12 protein-coding genes and 1 pseudogene are annotated in these 14,776 nt (G+C 74.7%); 7 read left to right on the top strand and 6 right to left on the bottom strand.

Translation table 11 applies throughout. From position 1 onward, the window contains the following. Positions 1 to 54: 54 nt before the first annotated feature. Positions 55 to 1,197: a ricin-type beta-trefoil lectin domain protein gene (locus tag ACLQ2V_RS06675; RefSeq protein WP_425717474.1), complete on the bottom strand. Its 1,143-nt coding sequence runs from the start codon at positions 1,195 to 1,197 to the stop codon at positions 55 to 57. 264 nt (positions 1,198 to 1,461) lie between these two features. On the opposite strand from ACLQ2V_RS06675, the gene ACLQ2V_RS06670 reads away from it, so the two are divergent. Then, entirely contained in the window at positions 1,462 to 2,034 is a 573-nt protein-coding gene (locus tag ACLQ2V_RS06670; protein WP_425717473.1) for a hypothetical protein, read from the top strand. Between the two features lie 51 nt (positions 2,035 to 2,085). Here the strand turns inward: ACLQ2V_RS06670 and ACLQ2V_RS06665 are convergent, their stop codons facing one another. After that, entirely contained in the window at positions 2,086 to 3,765 is a 1,680-nt protein-coding gene (locus ACLQ2V_RS06665) for a DNA repair helicase XPB (protein ID WP_425717472.1), read from the bottom strand. 197 nt (positions 3,766 to 3,962) lie between these two features. On the opposite strand from ACLQ2V_RS06665, the gene ACLQ2V_RS06660 reads away from it, so the two are divergent. Both ACLQ2V_RS06660 and ACLQ2V_RS06655 read left to right on the top strand, forming a co-directional pair. Continuing rightward, positions 3,963 to 4,850 (top strand): L,D-transpeptidase family protein, encoded by an 888-nt coding sequence (locus ACLQ2V_RS06660; RefSeq protein ID WP_425717471.1) that lies wholly within the window; start codon positions 3,963 to 3,965, stop codon positions 4,848 to 4,850. 75 nt (positions 4,851 to 4,925) lie between these two features. Continuing rightward, complete coding sequence (locus ACLQ2V_RS06655; protein WP_425717470.1) at positions 4,926 to 5,162, top strand: hypothetical protein; 237 nt, start codon at positions 4,926 to 4,928, stop codon at positions 5,160 to 5,162. 64 nt (positions 5,163 to 5,226) lie between these two features. Here ACLQ2V_RS06655 and ACLQ2V_RS06650 read toward each other — a convergent pair whose 3' ends face one another. Further along, a complete protein-coding gene (locus ACLQ2V_RS06650; RefSeq protein ID WP_425717469.1) occupies positions 5,227 to 7,683 on the bottom strand; it encodes a helicase-associated domain-containing protein in 2,457 nt (818 codons plus the stop codon). Between the two features lie 84 nt (positions 7,684 to 7,767). Here ACLQ2V_RS06650 and ACLQ2V_RS06645 point away from each other — a divergent pair, with 84 nt between their 5' ends. Then, a complete protein-coding gene (locus ACLQ2V_RS06645) occupies positions 7,768 to 8,391 on the top strand; it encodes an HAD family hydrolase (RefSeq protein ID WP_425717468.1) in 624 nt (207 codons plus the stop codon). A gap of 28 nt (positions 8,392 to 8,419) precedes the next feature. Beyond that, the gene (locus ACLQ2V_RS06640; protein WP_425717467.1) at positions 8,420 to 8,806 is read left to right on the top strand and encodes a cold-shock protein; all 387 of its coding nucleotides are present in this window, start codon (positions 8,420 to 8,422) and stop codon (positions 8,804 to 8,806) included. Here the strand turns inward: ACLQ2V_RS06640 and ACLQ2V_RS06635 are convergent. Further along, positions 8,803 to 9,747: a 1,4-dihydroxy-6-naphthoate synthase gene (locus ACLQ2V_RS06635; RefSeq protein ID WP_425717466.1), complete on the bottom strand. Its 945-nt coding sequence runs from the start codon at positions 9,745 to 9,747 to the stop codon at positions 8,803 to 8,805. The two genes, ACLQ2V_RS06640 and ACLQ2V_RS06635, sit on opposite strands and share 4 nt — an antisense overlap. Positions 9,748 to 10,421: 674 nt before the next feature. Between ACLQ2V_RS06635 and ACLQ2V_RS06630 the strand changes: the two genes are divergently transcribed. Then, on the top strand, positions 10,422 to 11,282 hold the full coding sequence (locus ACLQ2V_RS06630) for a GNAT family N-acetyltransferase (RefSeq protein ID WP_425717465.1): 861 nt from the start codon (positions 10,422 to 10,424) through the stop codon (positions 11,280 to 11,282). Here ACLQ2V_RS06630 and ACLQ2V_RS06625 read toward each other — a convergent pair. Then, positions 11,276 to 12,022: a futalosine hydrolase gene (locus ACLQ2V_RS06625; RefSeq protein ID WP_425717464.1), complete on the bottom strand. Its 747-nt coding sequence runs from the start codon at positions 12,020 to 12,022 to the stop codon at positions 11,276 to 11,278. The two genes, ACLQ2V_RS06630 and ACLQ2V_RS06625, sit on opposite strands and share 7 nt — an antisense overlap. Further along, entirely contained in the window at positions 12,019 to 13,830 is a 1,812-nt protein-coding gene (locus tag ACLQ2V_RS06620) for an MFS transporter (protein WP_425717463.1), read from the bottom strand. Before ACLQ2V_RS06620 ends, ACLQ2V_RS06625 begins: the two co-directional genes overlap by 4 nt. A gap of 88 nt (positions 13,831 to 13,918) precedes the next feature. Here ACLQ2V_RS06620 and ACLQ2V_RS06615 point away from each other — a divergent pair. Then, a pseudogene (locus ACLQ2V_RS06615) lies at positions 13,919 to 14,761 on the top strand (DUF3027 domain-containing protein); the annotation flags it as partial. Between the last annotated feature and the right edge of the window lie 15 nt (positions 14,762 to 14,776).

Here is a 14,776-nt window from a genome sequence, read left to right as displayed (position 1 = left end):
TCCCGGGGGCGACCGCATCGCGCGGCCGCCCCCGGGGCGCGTACCCGAGGCTCGTCAGCGGATGCGGAAGTACTGGTTGCTCTGGCTCAGGCAGTCGAAGAGCACGATATCCGTACCCTTGCCCGGGGTGGAGTGGATGTTGACGCACTTGTCGGCGTACGAGCTGTAGAGCTGCTTGCCCCGGAGGCGGAACTGCTGGGCCAGGTTGCCGCTGCAGTGGGCGACCTGCACCAGCGTGAAGTTCGCCGTCGCGCCGGCGGCGGCGTCCATGCAGAGCGTGGAGTCGAGCAGCCGGATCGTGCCGTCGGAGCGGGGCTGCCAGCGCTGGACCGCCGAGTCCGCGCAGAAGGTGATGACCACCGGCATGCCGTCGCTGCGGCGGTAGGCGGCCAGGCAGCCGTGGTACTCGTCGTTGAACAGGGAGTTGCCCTTCGCCAACGTGTTGGCCTGCTCCGGCGCGGCCGGCGTGTCGCTGCGGCGGGCGGCGGGTGCCTTGGGCGACGGGGTGCCCTCGGCGCGGGGGGAGGCGGACGCGTCGGTGCTACGGGCGGCGGACGCCTTGGGCGACGGCGTGCTGCCGGCGGAGGGCACGGCCGCCGTGGTCTCGTCGGCGTCGGCGGCCAGGAGCGCGGGGTTGCCGAAGGTCGCGTTCCGCTCGTACCAGGCGGCATACCGTTGCACCCGCTCCACGTAGCCGCGGGCGTCGTCGGGCAGGCTGCGGGCCGCGAGCACCGCCGCCGGCCCCGACCGGACGGCGGCGACCGCGAGCGGCCACTGCTCGCCCTCGATCTTCGCCGCGTCGACCTGCCCGACCAGGTGGCAGAGGTAGTGCGCCAGCGCCGCGATGTTGGCCCTGGCGTCCAGCCGGTCGGCACCCGACCAGGGCTGCCAGGCCCGCCAGGCGTCGTCGGTCAGCCCGGCCAGGCCCCGCCCGCCGCGATCGTTGACCGCGTCGGCGACGAAGCGGGACTCCGCCATGAGATGCCCGGCCAACCGCGCCGGCGTCAGCGCCGGGCAGGACTCGGCGGCCTCGGCGATCGGCACCTGGTACTCCGCCGGCACGGCCACGGCGGGCGAGTCGTCCTGGTCGCCGCCGTTCAGACTGCTCACGACGGTGGCGATCCCGGCGCCGCCCGCCACGACGATCACCACTGCGGCGGCCAACGCCACCCGCCACCGCGCGCGCTTCGCGTCCATCCGGGGCAGTCTCATCACGGGCACTCTCTCAGTTGTCGCGAGGGCTCAGCCGGCGACCGGCGCCCCTCTACGGTCGGTGACGCGCCATCGGCGTCGATGACTATCGGTTCGGGCCAGTGGAAGGATAGCCGGGAGCTCAGCTTGCCCGTTCCGCCTGCCGGATGTGATCGTTGGTCGCGCCGCGGGTCCGGGCGCGACGGTCGACGAGGCCGTCACTGTCGGTAGGGCACGGACGCGGGCGTCTGGTTCCCGAAGGAGGATGTGGTGCGCGCGAAACGCCCGAGGTCGGCCTGGCTGGCCCGGCTGTCCATGCTGGTCATGGCCCTGGTGTTGGCCGTTGCCGGGGGTCAGGTCGCGCTGCCGGGGCGGTCCACCGGCCAGGCCGCCGCTGAGTCACGCTTCGCCAAGTACTACATCGTGGACGAAGCGGACGAAAAAGAGACGCTAACCACTGTCGCCGAGCGGATCTTCGGCGACGACTCGCGGGCCGACGAGCTCTACACGCTGAACGTGAACCGGGTCCAACCGGACGGTGACGTCCTCAAGGAGGCCGACCGGCTACGCACCGGCTGGTTCCTGGTGCTGCCGTGGGACGCGGTCGGCGACCAGGTGCGGTACGGGCAGTTGCCCGACCGGGAGGGCGCGCTGCCGTCCCCCGTCGCGCTGCCGTCGGTCGACCCGACCGGCGGCACCGGACCGAGGGCGGCAACCGGGAACGGGGCGGCCGCCGCCGAGGGCGGGGCCCCCGGTTGGCGCTGGGTCGTGCTGGCCGCCGTGCTGGTCTCGCTGGTCGCGGCGACCGGCCTGTGGTGGTGGCGCAGGTCGGTCAAGCGCTGACCACCGAACGCGCGCCGACCACCGCGAGCACCGAGCGCGCGCCGGCGGCGGTCAGTCGACGCTGGGCAGCGGCGGGCCCAGCACGTCGTCGGCGTCGACGATCGTGTACGCGTACCCCTGCTCGGCGAGGAAGCGCTGCCGGTGGGCCGCGTACTCCGTGTCGATGGTGTCCCGGGAGACGACCGTGTAGAAGTGCGCCTGCCGGCCGTCGGCCTTCGGCCGCAGCACCCGGCCCAGGCGCTGCGCCTCCTCCTGGCGTGACCCGAACGTCCCCGACACCTGGATCGCCACCGCCGCCTCGGGCAGGTCGATGGAGAAGTTGCCGACCTTCGAGATGACCAGGGTGCGCACCTCCCCGGTGCGGAACGCGTCGAAGAGCCGCTCCCGCTCCTTGTTGGTGGTGGAGCCCTGCACGATCGGGGCGTCCAGGTATTCCCCGAGCTGGTGGAGCTGGTCGATGTACGCGCCGATGACCAGCACCTGGTCGTCCGGGTGCCGGTCGACCAGGGCCCGGATCACCGGGAGCTTGGTGCGGGCGGTCGCCGCCATCCGGTAGCGCTCCTCGGCCTCCGCCGTCGCGTACGTCATCCGCTCCGTGTCGGTGAGGGTCACCCGGACCTCGGTGCACTCGGCCGGGGCGATCCAGCCCTGCGACTCGATGTCCTTCCACGGCGCGTCGTACCGCTTGGGGCCGATCAGGCTGAACACGTCGCCCTCCCGGCCGTCCTCGCGGACCAGGGTGGCGGTCAGGCCGAGCCGGCGGCGGGCCTGGAGGTCCGCGGTGAAGCGGAAGATCGGCGCGGGCAGCAGGTGCACCTCGTCGTAGACGACCAGGCCCCAGTCGCGGGCCGAGAAGAGGTCCAGGTGGGTGAACGCGCCGCCGCGCCGCGAGGTGAGCACCTGGTACGTGGCGATGGTGACCGGGCGGATCTCCTTGCGCTCGCCCGAGTATTCCCCGATCTCCTCCTCGGTCAGCGAGGTGCGGGCGATCAGCTCCCGCTTCCACTGCCGGCCGGCGACCGTGTTGGTGACCAGGATCAGCGTGGTGGCCTTCGCCTCGGCCATCGCCGCCGCCCCGACCAGGGTCTTGCCGGCCCCGCAGGGGAGCACCACGACGCCCGAGCCGCCCGCCCAGAACGCCTCCACGGCCTCGCGCTGGTACGACCGCAGCGTCCACGGCTTCCCGCCGTCCGCGCCGTCCTCGGCCAGCTCGATGGGGTGCGCCTCGCCGTCGACGTACCCGGCGAGGTCCTCCGCCGGCCAGCCCAGCTTCAGCAGCGCCTGCTTGAGCCGGCCGCGCTCGGAGGGGTGCACGGCGATGGTGTCGTCGTCGAGCTTCGCGCCGAGCATCCCGGCGAGCTTCTTGCTCTTGGCGACCTCGATCAGCACCAGCCGGTCCAGCGCCCGCAGCACCAGCCCGTGCGCGGGGTCGTTGGCGAGCTGGAGCCGGCCGTACCGGTCCATCGTCTCGGCCAGGTCGACCAGCAGGCCGTGCGGCACCGGGTAGCGGGAGTACTTCAGCAGGGTGTCCACCACGCCCTCGGCGTCGTGGCCGGCGGCACGGGCGTTCCAGAGCCCGAGCGGGGTGAGCCGGTAGGTGTGCACGTGCTCGGGGGAGCGCTCCAGCTCGGCGAAGGGCGCGATGGCCATTCGGCAGGACTGCGCGTCGGGGTGGTCGATCTCCAGCAGCAGGGTCTTGTCCGACTGCACGATCAGTGGTCCACCGCTCACGCCAGCGCCCTCTCCTCGGCCCGTCGCCGGCCGCCGCTCGGGTCTGCTGATCCGGGCCGGCCGACCCTCAAGTCTTGCACGGAAGTGGATGGGGACTCTTGCACGGAAGTGGATGAGGGCAGAAAATCGGACACCGGGTGCAACCATTCCCGAACGTCCCGCGTCTAGCAGAGGGACGACCACCCGGGGGAGGCCTCATGCGACAGGTTAGGTTCACCGCCCGGGTCGTCGCCCTGGTCGTGGTCACGCTGGTCGGCGTCGGTGCGTGCACGCCCGAGCGGCAGGCCGGCCCGGGTGGCCGTGGAGGAGGGCACGCCCAGGCCGGCTCTGCCGAGCAGGGCACGGGGGCGGGCGGTTCGTCCGACTCCGACCAGCGGGCCCGGCCGAAACCCAAGCCCAAGCCGAAAACCACCCGGACGAAGGCGGCGCCGAAGCCCAGGCCGACCCGCACGGTGACCAGGGAGCGCACCCCGGCGCGGCCGCCTCGGGTCGCCGGTTGCCCTCAGGGCGAGCACCAGCGCGCGGTGGAGAGCTACCTGGCCAGGCTGGGTGGGTTCGGGCGGGTCGCCGTGGACGGCCGCCAGTCCGCCGCCGACTGCGCCGCGATCAAGAAGTTCCAGCAGCGGTACGACATCCGCCCGGCCGTCGGCCGCGCCGGCCCCACCACGTACGACGTGGCGAAGCGGCTGGCCACCACGGACGTGCGACGCTGCAAGGCGGGGTCCGGCACCACCTTCTGCATCGACCTGACCCGGCAGACGACGTGGGCGGTGCGCGGCGGCAAGGTGGTCTGGGGCCCGACGGTGACCCGGACCGGCATGCCGGGCTACGCCACCCCCGCCGGCACGTTCATGATCAATTATCGGAACCTGAAGGAGTGGTCGAACCCGTACGAGGTGTGGCTGCCGTACTGGCAGCACTTCACGCAGGGGATGGGCTACCACCAGACCACCACCTACCTGCACGAGAAGTCGATCGGCTCGCACGGCTGCGTCAACCTGCTCCCCACCGACGCCCGCCGCGCCTGGGAACTGGGCAAGGTCGGCAGCCGGGTGGTCCTCTTCGGCCGCCGCCCCGGCACCTGAGCACCCGACCGTCGAAGCACCCGCACCTGAGCAGCACCCGCACCTGAGCAGCACCCCGGCACCGAGGAGGTGGCCTTGAGCGTCGACCGCGAGGTGGCCGCCGAGGACGATTCCGCGCCGGTCGACGCGGTCCCCGCCCTGGTCCTGCTCGGGTACGCGACCGCCACCGTCGTCGTGGTGGCCTGGTTCCTCTACGGCTGGCTGGTCCAGCAGCAGGGCTTCGTCGCCTCGGTCGGCGAGGCCGCCGGGGCCGGTTTCGCCCTGCTGCTGGCCGTCTCCGTGATCGGCACCATCCGCCGCAGCCGCCGCTGACGCCTCGGCCGGGGACGGCGGCTCGGCCGGGGACGGCGCTGCGGCGCACCGATGACGGTGGCGGTCAGCTCTCCAGCACCGCCGCGGTGATCCGGTGCAGGGCGAAGGTGTGCAGCATCTCCGTGCGCTCGTCCTCGGCCCGCAGGTAGCCCGCGCCGATCGACACCGGCCGCAGCAGCCGCGACGTGGTCGCCCCGTGCGTGTCGACGTAACCGACCCAGACCAGCGCCTTGTCCCGCACCGCCTGCTGGAGCACGGCCAGGGCGTCGCTGTGGCTGTTCGCCGGCGCCTGGCCGGTGCGGGTGCTCTCCCGCACCACCGCCGGGGCCCGTCGGGCGGCCCGCGCCGCCGCCTCGCCCCGGCGCACCTGCTCCACCACCCCGAGCAGCCGGGGCATGGTCAGCCTCGGCGACGCCAACGGGTCCACCGTCCGGGCGGCCGGGGCCCGACCGGGGGCCCGCCGGATCTTCGGCCGGGCCAGCACCGCAGCCCCCGAGCCGTCCTCCGGCACCGGGGCGTATCCGGCGTCGCGCAGCGCCAGCAGCATCCGGTTCACCTGGTACGGGGTGGCCAGCACCGTGGGGGCCAGCCGGCGCAACGCCAGCGGCTCCAACCGCCGGTCGGCCAGCACCTCGGCCAGTAGCGCCTCGTCGTCGCTGCGCACGTACCCGCCGGCGGAGCCGACCCGCAGCCCGCCGTGCTTGCGCGCCACGTCGTCCACCAGGTACGTCAACCCCTGCGGGACCGGGGTGCGCGACCGGGCGCGGAACAGGGCGTGCAGGTCGTCGGCCGAGTACCCGGCATCCAGGGCCCGGCGCACGCTGCCCGGGGTGATCCGGTGCACGCTGGCCCCGCCCGCCGACTCGTGCTCGGCCACCACCTCCAGCTCGCCGGCGAGCGCCGGGTCGGGCGGGCCGGGCACCACCACGCTCAGGTCCGCCTGCATCAGGAAGTGGTCCACCGGGGCGGGGAGCAGGGCGTCCAGCGCCCGCACGGCGGCGGAACCGGCGTCGCCGTCGCCGTCCGCGCGCAGCCCCAGTGGGTCGTCGGCGCCCCGCTCGTCGGCGTCGGTCGCGTCGGCCAGCAGCAGCCGCCCGTAGGAGGTGAGCGCCCCCAGCCCGGTCAGCCCGAGCCGCGCCGCCTCCGTCAACACCTCGCGGTACGCGGCCTCCCGGCCCCGGCTGCGCCGGGGTGAACGCCACTCCAACAGCCCCAGCACCTCCTCCGGCGTCGGGGCGGTGGCCGGCTCCAGACCGGCCAGCACCGTCAGCACCGCCCGGCGGGCCACCGGCGCACCGGCCCGTTCCGCCTCGGCCGAGAGCACGGCCACCGGCCGATCCCGGTCGTCGCGCTGCCCGACCAGGCCGGCCTGGCGGGTCATCGCCAGCCACGCCCGCGCCACCTGCTCCCAGCGCCGGGCCAGCGACATCGCCCGCCACACCTCGTACCCGCCGGTGGGCAGGACCTGCTGGTCCGCGCCGTAGCGGGTGGTGGCCGAACCGGTCAGCTCCAGCTCACCGGCCAGCCCCGCCGCGTACGCCACCTCCAACAGCAGGGCGGTGCCCGGCTCGTCCAGGCCCAGCGCCTTGGCCAGCCGACGCAGGTCCCGCACCCCGACCCCGCCCGCGCGCAGCACCGGCGCCGGCTCGGCGGAGAGCAGCTCCAGCAGGGCCTCGGTCTGGCGTACCACCTCCATGGCCTGCCCGGCCCCGGCCGAGTCGACGGCCTTCGCCTCGCGCGGCGCGGCGGCCACCGGCGGCGGGCTGGTGCGCAGCGGACCGAGCGGACCGCTGTCGCGGCGCAGCAGCAGGCCGACCTCGCGGGGCAGCTCCACGGTGCCGGCCGAGACCAGCACCAGCAGTTGGTTCTCCACCAGCCAGCGCACCGGCGAGCCGGTCGGCGCGCCACCGTTGGTCGGGTCCGGCGGGACGCTGTCCTCCGCCCCCGACGCCGGGGCCTGCAACGCCCCGGCGGGCACGCTGCCCACCGGCGGGCCGGCGGCCAGCCGGTCCAGGATCGCCCGCGCCGACGGGGGCGCGGCCAGCAGCGTGCGGCGCAGCTTCGCCGGGTCCGCGCAGAGGGCGGCCGCGCGCGCGTCCAGCTCCGTCGCCGGCCGACCCAACCCCGCCGGGTACGGCGCGATCTCGTCGACGCCACCCACCACGCGCAGGTCGGACTCCGGGCCGTAGAGCAGGAAGAGCGCCCGCAGCCGGTCGACCGCGCCGCGGATGGTCGCCGGGGCGGGCGGCCGTGGGCCGGCGGTGGCCATGGCGAGGACCGCCGCCGTGGAGGTGGTGCCCTCGTCGGGGCTCCGGGTCAGCCGGGCGGCGTCGAGGATCTGGAGGGTGAACTGGTCCAGCCCGTCCAGCGCGCGGGCCACCGAGACCCGGGACTGGGCCCGCAGGGCGAGCGCGGAGATGTCGGCCGGCACGGGCACGACGAGGTCCGGCCGCAGCTGCAACAGGGCGGCCAGGGACTCGTCGGGCAGCGTCCGCAGGTGATCGGCGAGTGAGGTGGTCATCGTCGTTCCACGCTAGCCCGCTTCGGGGTCGACGTGCCCCCTGGACGTCCGGCTCGACCGCTGATGGGCGGGTACGTTCTCGGGATGCCCCCACTGATGGTCGGTTTCGACCTCGACATGACGCTGATCGACTCGCGTCCCGGCATCGCCGCGGCGTACCGGGCGCTCACCGCCCGCACGGGCGTGCCCGTGGACGCCGACGCGGCGGTCACCCGGCTGGGCCCGCCGCTGCGGGTGGAGCTGGCCCGCTGGTTCCCGCCCGAGCAGGTCGAGTCGGCGGTCGAGGCGTACCGGGAGCTCTACCCGGCGTACGCGATCACCCCGACCCGGCCGATGCCCGGCGCGGTCGCGGCGATCGAGGCCGTCCACGCGCGCGGCGGCCGGGTGCTGGTGGTCACCTCCAAGATCGGCCGGCTGGCCCGGCTGCACCTGGACCACCTCGGCCTGGCCGTCGACGAGTTGGCCGGCGACCTCTTCGCCGAGGGGAAGGCGACGGCGCTGCGCGAGCACGGCGCGACCCTGTACGTGGGCGACCACACCGCCGACATGGTGGCCGCCGAGGCGGCCGGGATCCCGGGGATCGCGGTGGCGACCGGCCCCTGCCCGGCCGAGGAGCTGCGCTCCGCCGGGGCGCACCTCGTGCTGGACGACCTCAGCGGATTCCCAGCGGCGCTCGACCGGCTGCTCCGGCTAGCCTTGGAGCAGTAGTCGTCTCGAGTGAAGCAGGGGTTGTCAGGTGCCGACGGGTCGAGTGAAGTGGTACGACGCGGCCAAGGGATACGGCTTCGTCACCAGTGACGAGGGCGGCGACGTGTTCCTGCCCAAGGGTGCGCTGCCGGGGGGCGTCACCGACCTCAAGGGCGGTCAGCGGGTCGACTTCAGCGTGGTGGACAGCCGCCGGGGTGCGCAGGCGATGGGCGTCAAGGTGCTCGACGCGCCGCCGTCGATGGCCGAGCTGCGCCGCCGGCCGGCGGAGGAGCTGCACGGCCTCGTCGAGGACATGATCAAGGTCCTGGAGGCGAAGGTCCAGCCGGACCTGCGGCGGGGCCGATTCCCCGACCGCAAGACGGCGCAGAAGGTCGCTCAGCTCGTCCACGCCGTGGCCAACGAGCTGGAGGTCTAGGGGCCGGTGCTGCGCGGGCCGGCGTCGAGCGGGCCGGTGCCGCGCGGCACGAGCCCGGCGTCGGCGGCCCGGCCCAGCAGCGCCCGCACGGCGGCGAAGCCCGCGTCCCCGAGCTCCGCGGTGAACTCGTTGACGTAGAGCCCGATGTGCCGGTCCACCACGTCGGGCTCCATCTCCTGGGCGTGCGCCAGCACGTACTCCCGGCTGGCCTGCGGGTCGGCCCACGCCTGCCGGACGGACTCGCGGATCCACCCGGCCGCCTCGACCGGATCGACCGCCCCCTTGCGGGCCAGGATCGCGCCCAGCGGGATCGGCAGCCCCGTGTCGCCCTCCCACCACTCGCCGAGGTCGACCAGGGCGGTCAGCCCGTGCCGGGGGTACGTGAACCGCGCCTCGTGGATCACCAGCCCCGCGTCGTACCGACCGGCGGCCACCGCCGGCATGATCTCGTGGAACGGCACCACCTCGATGCGCGCGGGCGGCCGCTGCGCCGACCAGAGCCGAAACAGCAGGTACGCGGTGGTCCGGTCACCGGGCACCGCCACCGTTGCCCCGCTCAGGTCCGCGCCCTCCCCGCTGCCCGCGCTGCCCGCGCTGTCCCCGCTGCCCGCGCTGTCCCCGCTGCCCGCGCTGTCCCGGCTGCCCCCGCCTGCCGTGCCGCTGTTCGCGCCCGCGTCGCCCCGGGTCAGGACCAGCGGGCCGCAGCCCCGGCCGAGCGCGCCCCCGCAGGGCAGCAGGTGGTAGTCGTCCAGCAGCCACGGCAGCGCCGCGTAACTCACCTTCACCAGGTCGAACGCGCCCCGCTCGGCTGCGGTGTTGGTCACGTCCACGTCGGCGTACGTCACTTCCACCGCCGGTGCGCCCGGCACCCGGCCGTGCACCAGGGCGTCGAAGACGAACGTGTCGTTGGGGCAGGGCGAGATCGCCAGGGTGAGCGCCACACCCCCACCGTATCCCCGCCCCCGATCCCGGCCTTCTGCCACCAGCCCTTGCCCCGCCCCTTGCCCCGGCCGCCCGATTCTTCGGCTCCTGGCCCGGTCCGCTCCTGCCTCCTCGCGGCTCCTGGCCCTTCGCGGCTCCTGCCCTCCCGTTCCTGGTTCCTGGCCTCTCATGCCCGGCCTCTCGTTCCTGGCCTGGTCTGGCTTGCCGCTGGCTGCTCTCTTCTGCCGTGGCGATCTGCTCGTCTGTTCTGCCGTTGCGATCTGCTCGACGGTTCGGGTCCGGAACCTGATGCCCGTGATCCATTGGGCCCTGGTGCCGCAGCGCGGGGGCGGCGGGGGGTTGCCTTTCGCGCTATCTGGAGCTGATGTCGTATACGAGTCAGCCAGCAGGGGCGGGGTCGTGGTCCCCTTCGGGTATCGCAATGACCAGCGCGATCGTCACCGCCGTGGCCAACCTGGTCGCGATCGACCTGAAGCGGAGGCGAGCGATTCCGCCGGCTCGCGATCGAGGCGTGGTCGTCCGGTCTGCGCCGCCCCGCTCGATGCGGCACAACCCGCGCCGACGGGCACCGGTATAAGTCGGGCTTAATGGCGCAAGCCGGCCAGGTAGTCGTGATGACGTCAACGACTCAGCTCCATAGCGTCCGAAGGAGGGATCCCCGTATCGCCCGAGTGTGAGTTTTCCACAGGTTTTCCACAGGAATGCGGTGCCTGTTGATGGGCCGGCGGGCCAGCGGCAGCATCGAGGCGTGGACGAGGCGGCGGGACCTGCACCCCAGACGGCGGAACCTGCGGCAGCGGCGGAGCCCGCACCCCAGGCGGCGGGGCCTGCACGCGAGGCGGCGGGGCCTGCACGCGAGGCGGCGGGGCCTGTGCCCCTGGGCGATTTGCTCCGCGCCTTACGACGCCGGGCGGATCTCAGTCAACGGCAACTGGCCGAGAGGTCGGGAGTGCCACAGGCCACGCTCGCGCGGATCGAGGCGGGACGGGTGGGCGACCCGCGTTTCCGTACCGTGGAACGGTTGGTGCACGCGGCCGGCGGCCGGCTGGCGCCGCCGGAGCAGTTCCCGCTGCCGCTGCCGGCGGCGACGTACGAGCTGAACCGCCGGTACCGGGACCAGCGCCGGTGGGCGAACCAGGTCCGTCGTGAGGTGTCGGTGCGCCGGGTCACCGACGAAGGGCTGCCGGCGACGCAGTGGCGGTTCGTGGCGGAGCTGCCCGACGGCCGCCGGCTCGGGGAGTTGCGGGCGCACGAACGTAGCCCCCGCCTGCTGTACGGCGACCTGGTTCCCGCCGGCGAGCGGGAGATCGTGCTCGATGGCGTGCTGGTGACCGGGGCGTGCCGCCGGCTCGGTATCGGGCGGCGGTTGATGGAGGCGCTGACCGGGGAGATGGACCGGGCGGGGATCACCGTCGCCCACGCGGTCGCCGAGGCGGCGGGGATACATCTGCTGGTCAAGTGCGGGTACCGGATCGAGACGTCCCGGCCCTACGCGCTGTGCCTCGACCGTTCAGTGGGGCGGAGAAACTACTGACGCCCAGGATCGAGGGCGCGAGCGGTGGTGCCCAGGGCGGCAGCGGCGGTGGTGAGGGCGGCGAACGCCTCGGGTAGGCGCCACGTGCCCCGGTCGCGGGGGCCGATCGGGTTGGAGACGGTGCGTAGCTCGGCGAAGGGCAGGCCGGCGTGGGCGGCGGCGATCGCCACCCCGTACCCCTCCATGGCCTCGGCCACCGCGTCCGGATGCCGGTCGGCGAGGGCGGCGGTGTCGGCGGCGGTCCCGGTCACCGTGCTGACCGTGAGCACCGCACCGACGGTCGCCTCCGGCAGCGCGGCGCGCAGCATGGCGAGCAGCTCCGGGTCGGCGGGCACGATCGGGCCGCCGCCGAGCTGCTCGGGCGGCATGCCCAGCTCGTCCACCGGGATGAAGCCCGCCGGTGAGCCGGCGCCGAGGTCCGCCGCGACGCTGCGGGTGGCGAGCACCGTGCCGCCGACCGCGACCCGGCCGACGAAGCCGCCGGCGATGCCCGTGCTGACGACCGCGCGGTACGGCCGGCCGGCGGCCTCGGCGAGCGCCAGCAACCGGGCCGTGGCGGCCCCGGCGACGGCCGGCCCCACCCCGACCGGTACGACGGTGATCCGGGAGAACGGCGACGTGGCCGGTGCCTCGGGCCGGCCCGAGGCGGTGCCGGGCTGCCCCGGCTGGGTGCCCGGGAGGCCGGCGCGTACCGCCTGCGCCTCGGCCGGGACCGCGGTGACCACGAGCAGCCCGGTCATGAGAGCGGCCCCTGGGTCTCCCGGCGGGTCTCCTCGTCCGGGCCGCCCGACCTGCGGGAGCCGCTCACGCCGCCCACCCCGCCGGAGCTGGAGCCGGTGACGGCGGAGGAGGGCCGGTACACGTGGTATCCGGGTGGGGCCGGGTCGTCGGCCGGGCCGTCGGGGCCACGAGCCGGGCCGGTCGACGCGCGGGTGGGTGCGGGCGGGGAGGTCGACGCGCGGGTGGGTGCGGGTGCGGTGGTCGACGCGCGGGTGGGTGACGGTGACCCGGGCGAGGTTCGTGCGGGCGCCGGCGCGGCGGGTGGACGTGGCCCCGGGGAGGGCGGCGCGGGGGAGGTCGGCGCGATGTTCGCGGCGGTGTCGTCGGCGGGCAGCGGCGGCTCCGTGGTGGTCGACTCCTCGGTCAACTCGTCGTCGCCGAGGGGGCGGCCGGCCAGGCGCTCGTTGCGGAGCTTCGCGGCGACGTACGCGCCCCGGGCGGCGGCGAGGACGCCGACCCCGGCGGCGACGGCGATGCCCAGCCGGCCCTCGAACGGGACCAGGCCGAGGGCGCCGCCGGCGACGAAGGCGATCATGAGCGCGGTCTCGGAGTGCGCGAAGGAGCTGGCCCGCAGCCGTTCCGGGATGCGCTCCTGGATGGAGGCGTCGACGGAGAGCTTCGCCACCCCGCTCGCCAGCGCGGTGACCAGGCAGAGCAGGGCCACCATCGGTAGGGAGAACTCGATCGTGGCGAGGACCGCCGTGCCGGCCACGATGACCGTGCTGCTGGACTGCAGGGCGGTGGGCCGGTGGATGCGCAGCCGGGTGCCGACGGCGGTGGCCAGGAAGCTGCCCACCACCAGCGCCCCGCCGACCAGGCCGAGCGCCGTCTTCTCGCCCAGGTCCCGGCCGAAGAAGTCGGTGGTCAGGTCGCCCTGCTTGAGCGCGAACGCGAGGAAGAGCAGCAGGAAGCCGTAGAGCGCGCGGAGCAGGCCCGCGCCGAGCAGGGTGGCGATGACGAGGCGGCCGGCGGGGTGGCCCCGCCCCAGCGGGCGGTCGCCGGAGGCGCGTCGGCCGAACGCCCGCAGCGGACGCGGGACCCGCTCGGGCGGTTCCGAGTCCGCCCGGGGTGGCAGCCGCAGTGCGATCACCATGCCGACCAGGAAGATCACCGAGGCGACCCGGAGCGGCCACTGCGAACCGAACCAGAACGCGGCCAGCCCGAGCGGTGCGACCAGCCCGCCCGCGATCGTGCCGTAGACGCTGGCCCGCGCGCCCGCCTGGGAGAGCCCGAGCCCTTCCGGCAGCAGCCGGGGAACCGCCGCCGAGCGGGCCACCCCGTACGCCCGGGAGAGCGCCAGCACACCGAAGGCCGCCGGGTAGAGGCCGAAGCCGTTCATGTGGTCGGAGATCATCCAGGCGAGGAAGGCCCGGCCGAGCATGGTCGTGGCGAGCGCGTACCGCCGGCCGTGCCGGAAGTGGTCCAGCAGCGGGCCGACCACGGGTGCCAGCATGGCGAACGGGACCATCGTGACCAGCAGGTAGAGCGCCACCTTGCTGCGCGCCTCGCCCTGCGGCACGTCGAAGAAGATCGTGCCGGCGAGCCCGATCGCGATCAGGGTGTCCCCCGCGCAGGAGATCGCGTGCAGGTCGAAGAGGCGGACCATGCCGATCTCGCCGCCCGCGCCCCGGGTCCGGGCCGATCCGGCCCGCCGGGTCACCCAGCGCCCGCCGCGCGCCGAACCCCGAAAGAGCAGGCGTACGGCCCGGATGCCGGTGCCGACGGTCCGTCCGAACAGGGACCCCTCGGAGCGGTAACGCAGCGGCATGTGCACCATCCTCGCCCATCCACCCCACCCCCGCGCTACCACTGCCGGAGAACCTGCTTCGGGGAGTGCCTGTCGGCCTTCGTCAAGCATGGGGAACAATGGTCGGGTGACCAGGCTCGCCTCCGCTCGTGCCGCCCGCCTCGACCAGGTCTGCGCCGCCGCCGTCGAGGCGGCCCGCGACGCCATCACCGAGGTGGAGCCCTCCGACGTCGTCGGCGACCACCTCCAAGCCGTGGCGGAGGCCGACCGGGTCGTCACCCACTACTTCGAGTGTCTGCTCGCCGGTTACCGGGGTTGGCGGTGGGCGGTCACCGTGACCCGGGTGCCGCGCAGCCGCAAGGTCACCATCTGCGAGACGGTGCTGCTGCCCGGCCCCGACGCGTTGCTGGCCCCGGGCTGGCTGCCCTGGCAGGAGCGGCTCCAGCCGGGTGACCTCGGCCCCGGCGACCTGCTCCCCACGTCGGCGGACGACGAGCGCCTGGTCCCCGGGTACGTCCTCTCCGACGATCCCGCCGTCGAGGAGGTCACCTGGGAGCTCGGCCTCGGCCGGCCCCGGGTGCTGTCCCGGGAGGGGCGGGCCGAGACGGCCCAGCGCTGGTACGACGGCGACCACGGCCCCTCGGCGTCGATCTCCACCGCCGCCCCGGCGGCGGCCCGCTGCGGCACCTGCGGTTTCTACCTGCCGTTGGCCGGCGCGCTGCGTCAGTCCTTCGGCGCCTGCGGCAACCTCTACGCCCCCGACGACGGCCGGGTGGTCAGCGTCGACCACGGCTGCGGCGCGCACTCGGAGACGCTGATCGAGACGGCCGACAGCCCGGTCGTCGAGCTGCCCACGGTGTACGACGACAGCGCCGTCGAGGAGATGCCGGTGAACCGGCCCCCGGTGGACCCGGCGGCGTCAGCGGAGCCGACGACCCCGGAGCCGGAGCCGGAGCCGGAGCCGGAG

It is taken from the genome of Micromonospora sp. DT233, from assembly GCF_049841815.1.
Taxonomy (GTDB): Bacteria; Actinomycetota; Actinomycetes; order Mycobacteriales; family Micromonosporaceae; genus Micromonospora.
This window is presented reverse-complemented; position numbering and strand designations above follow the sequence as displayed.

Excerpts from the sequence above, each read along its gene's own strand:
- ACLQ2V_RS06675 (WP_425717474.1), bottom strand. The coding sequence starts at position 1,197 with ATGGACGCGAAGCGCGCGCGGTGGCGGGTGGCGTTGGCCGCCGCAGTG.
- ACLQ2V_RS06660 (WP_425717471.1), top strand. The coding sequence starts at position 3,963 with ATGCGACAGGTTAGGTTCACCGCCCGGGTCGTCGCCCTGGTCGTGGTC.
- ACLQ2V_RS06650 (WP_425717469.1), bottom strand. The coding sequence starts at position 7,683 with ATGACCACCTCACTCGCCGATCACCTGCGGACGCTGCCCGACGAGTCC.
- ACLQ2V_RS06645 (WP_425717468.1), top strand. The coding sequence starts at position 7,768 with ATGCCCCCACTGATGGTCGGTTTCGACCTCGACATGACGCTGATCGAC.
- ACLQ2V_RS06625 (WP_425717464.1), bottom strand. The coding sequence starts at position 12,022 with ATGACCGGGCTGCTCGTGGTCACCGCGGTCCCGGCCGAGGCGCAGGCG.
- ACLQ2V_RS06620 (WP_425717463.1), bottom strand. The coding sequence starts at position 13,830 with ATGCCGCTGCGTTACCGCTCCGAGGGGTCCCTGTTCGGACGGACCGTC.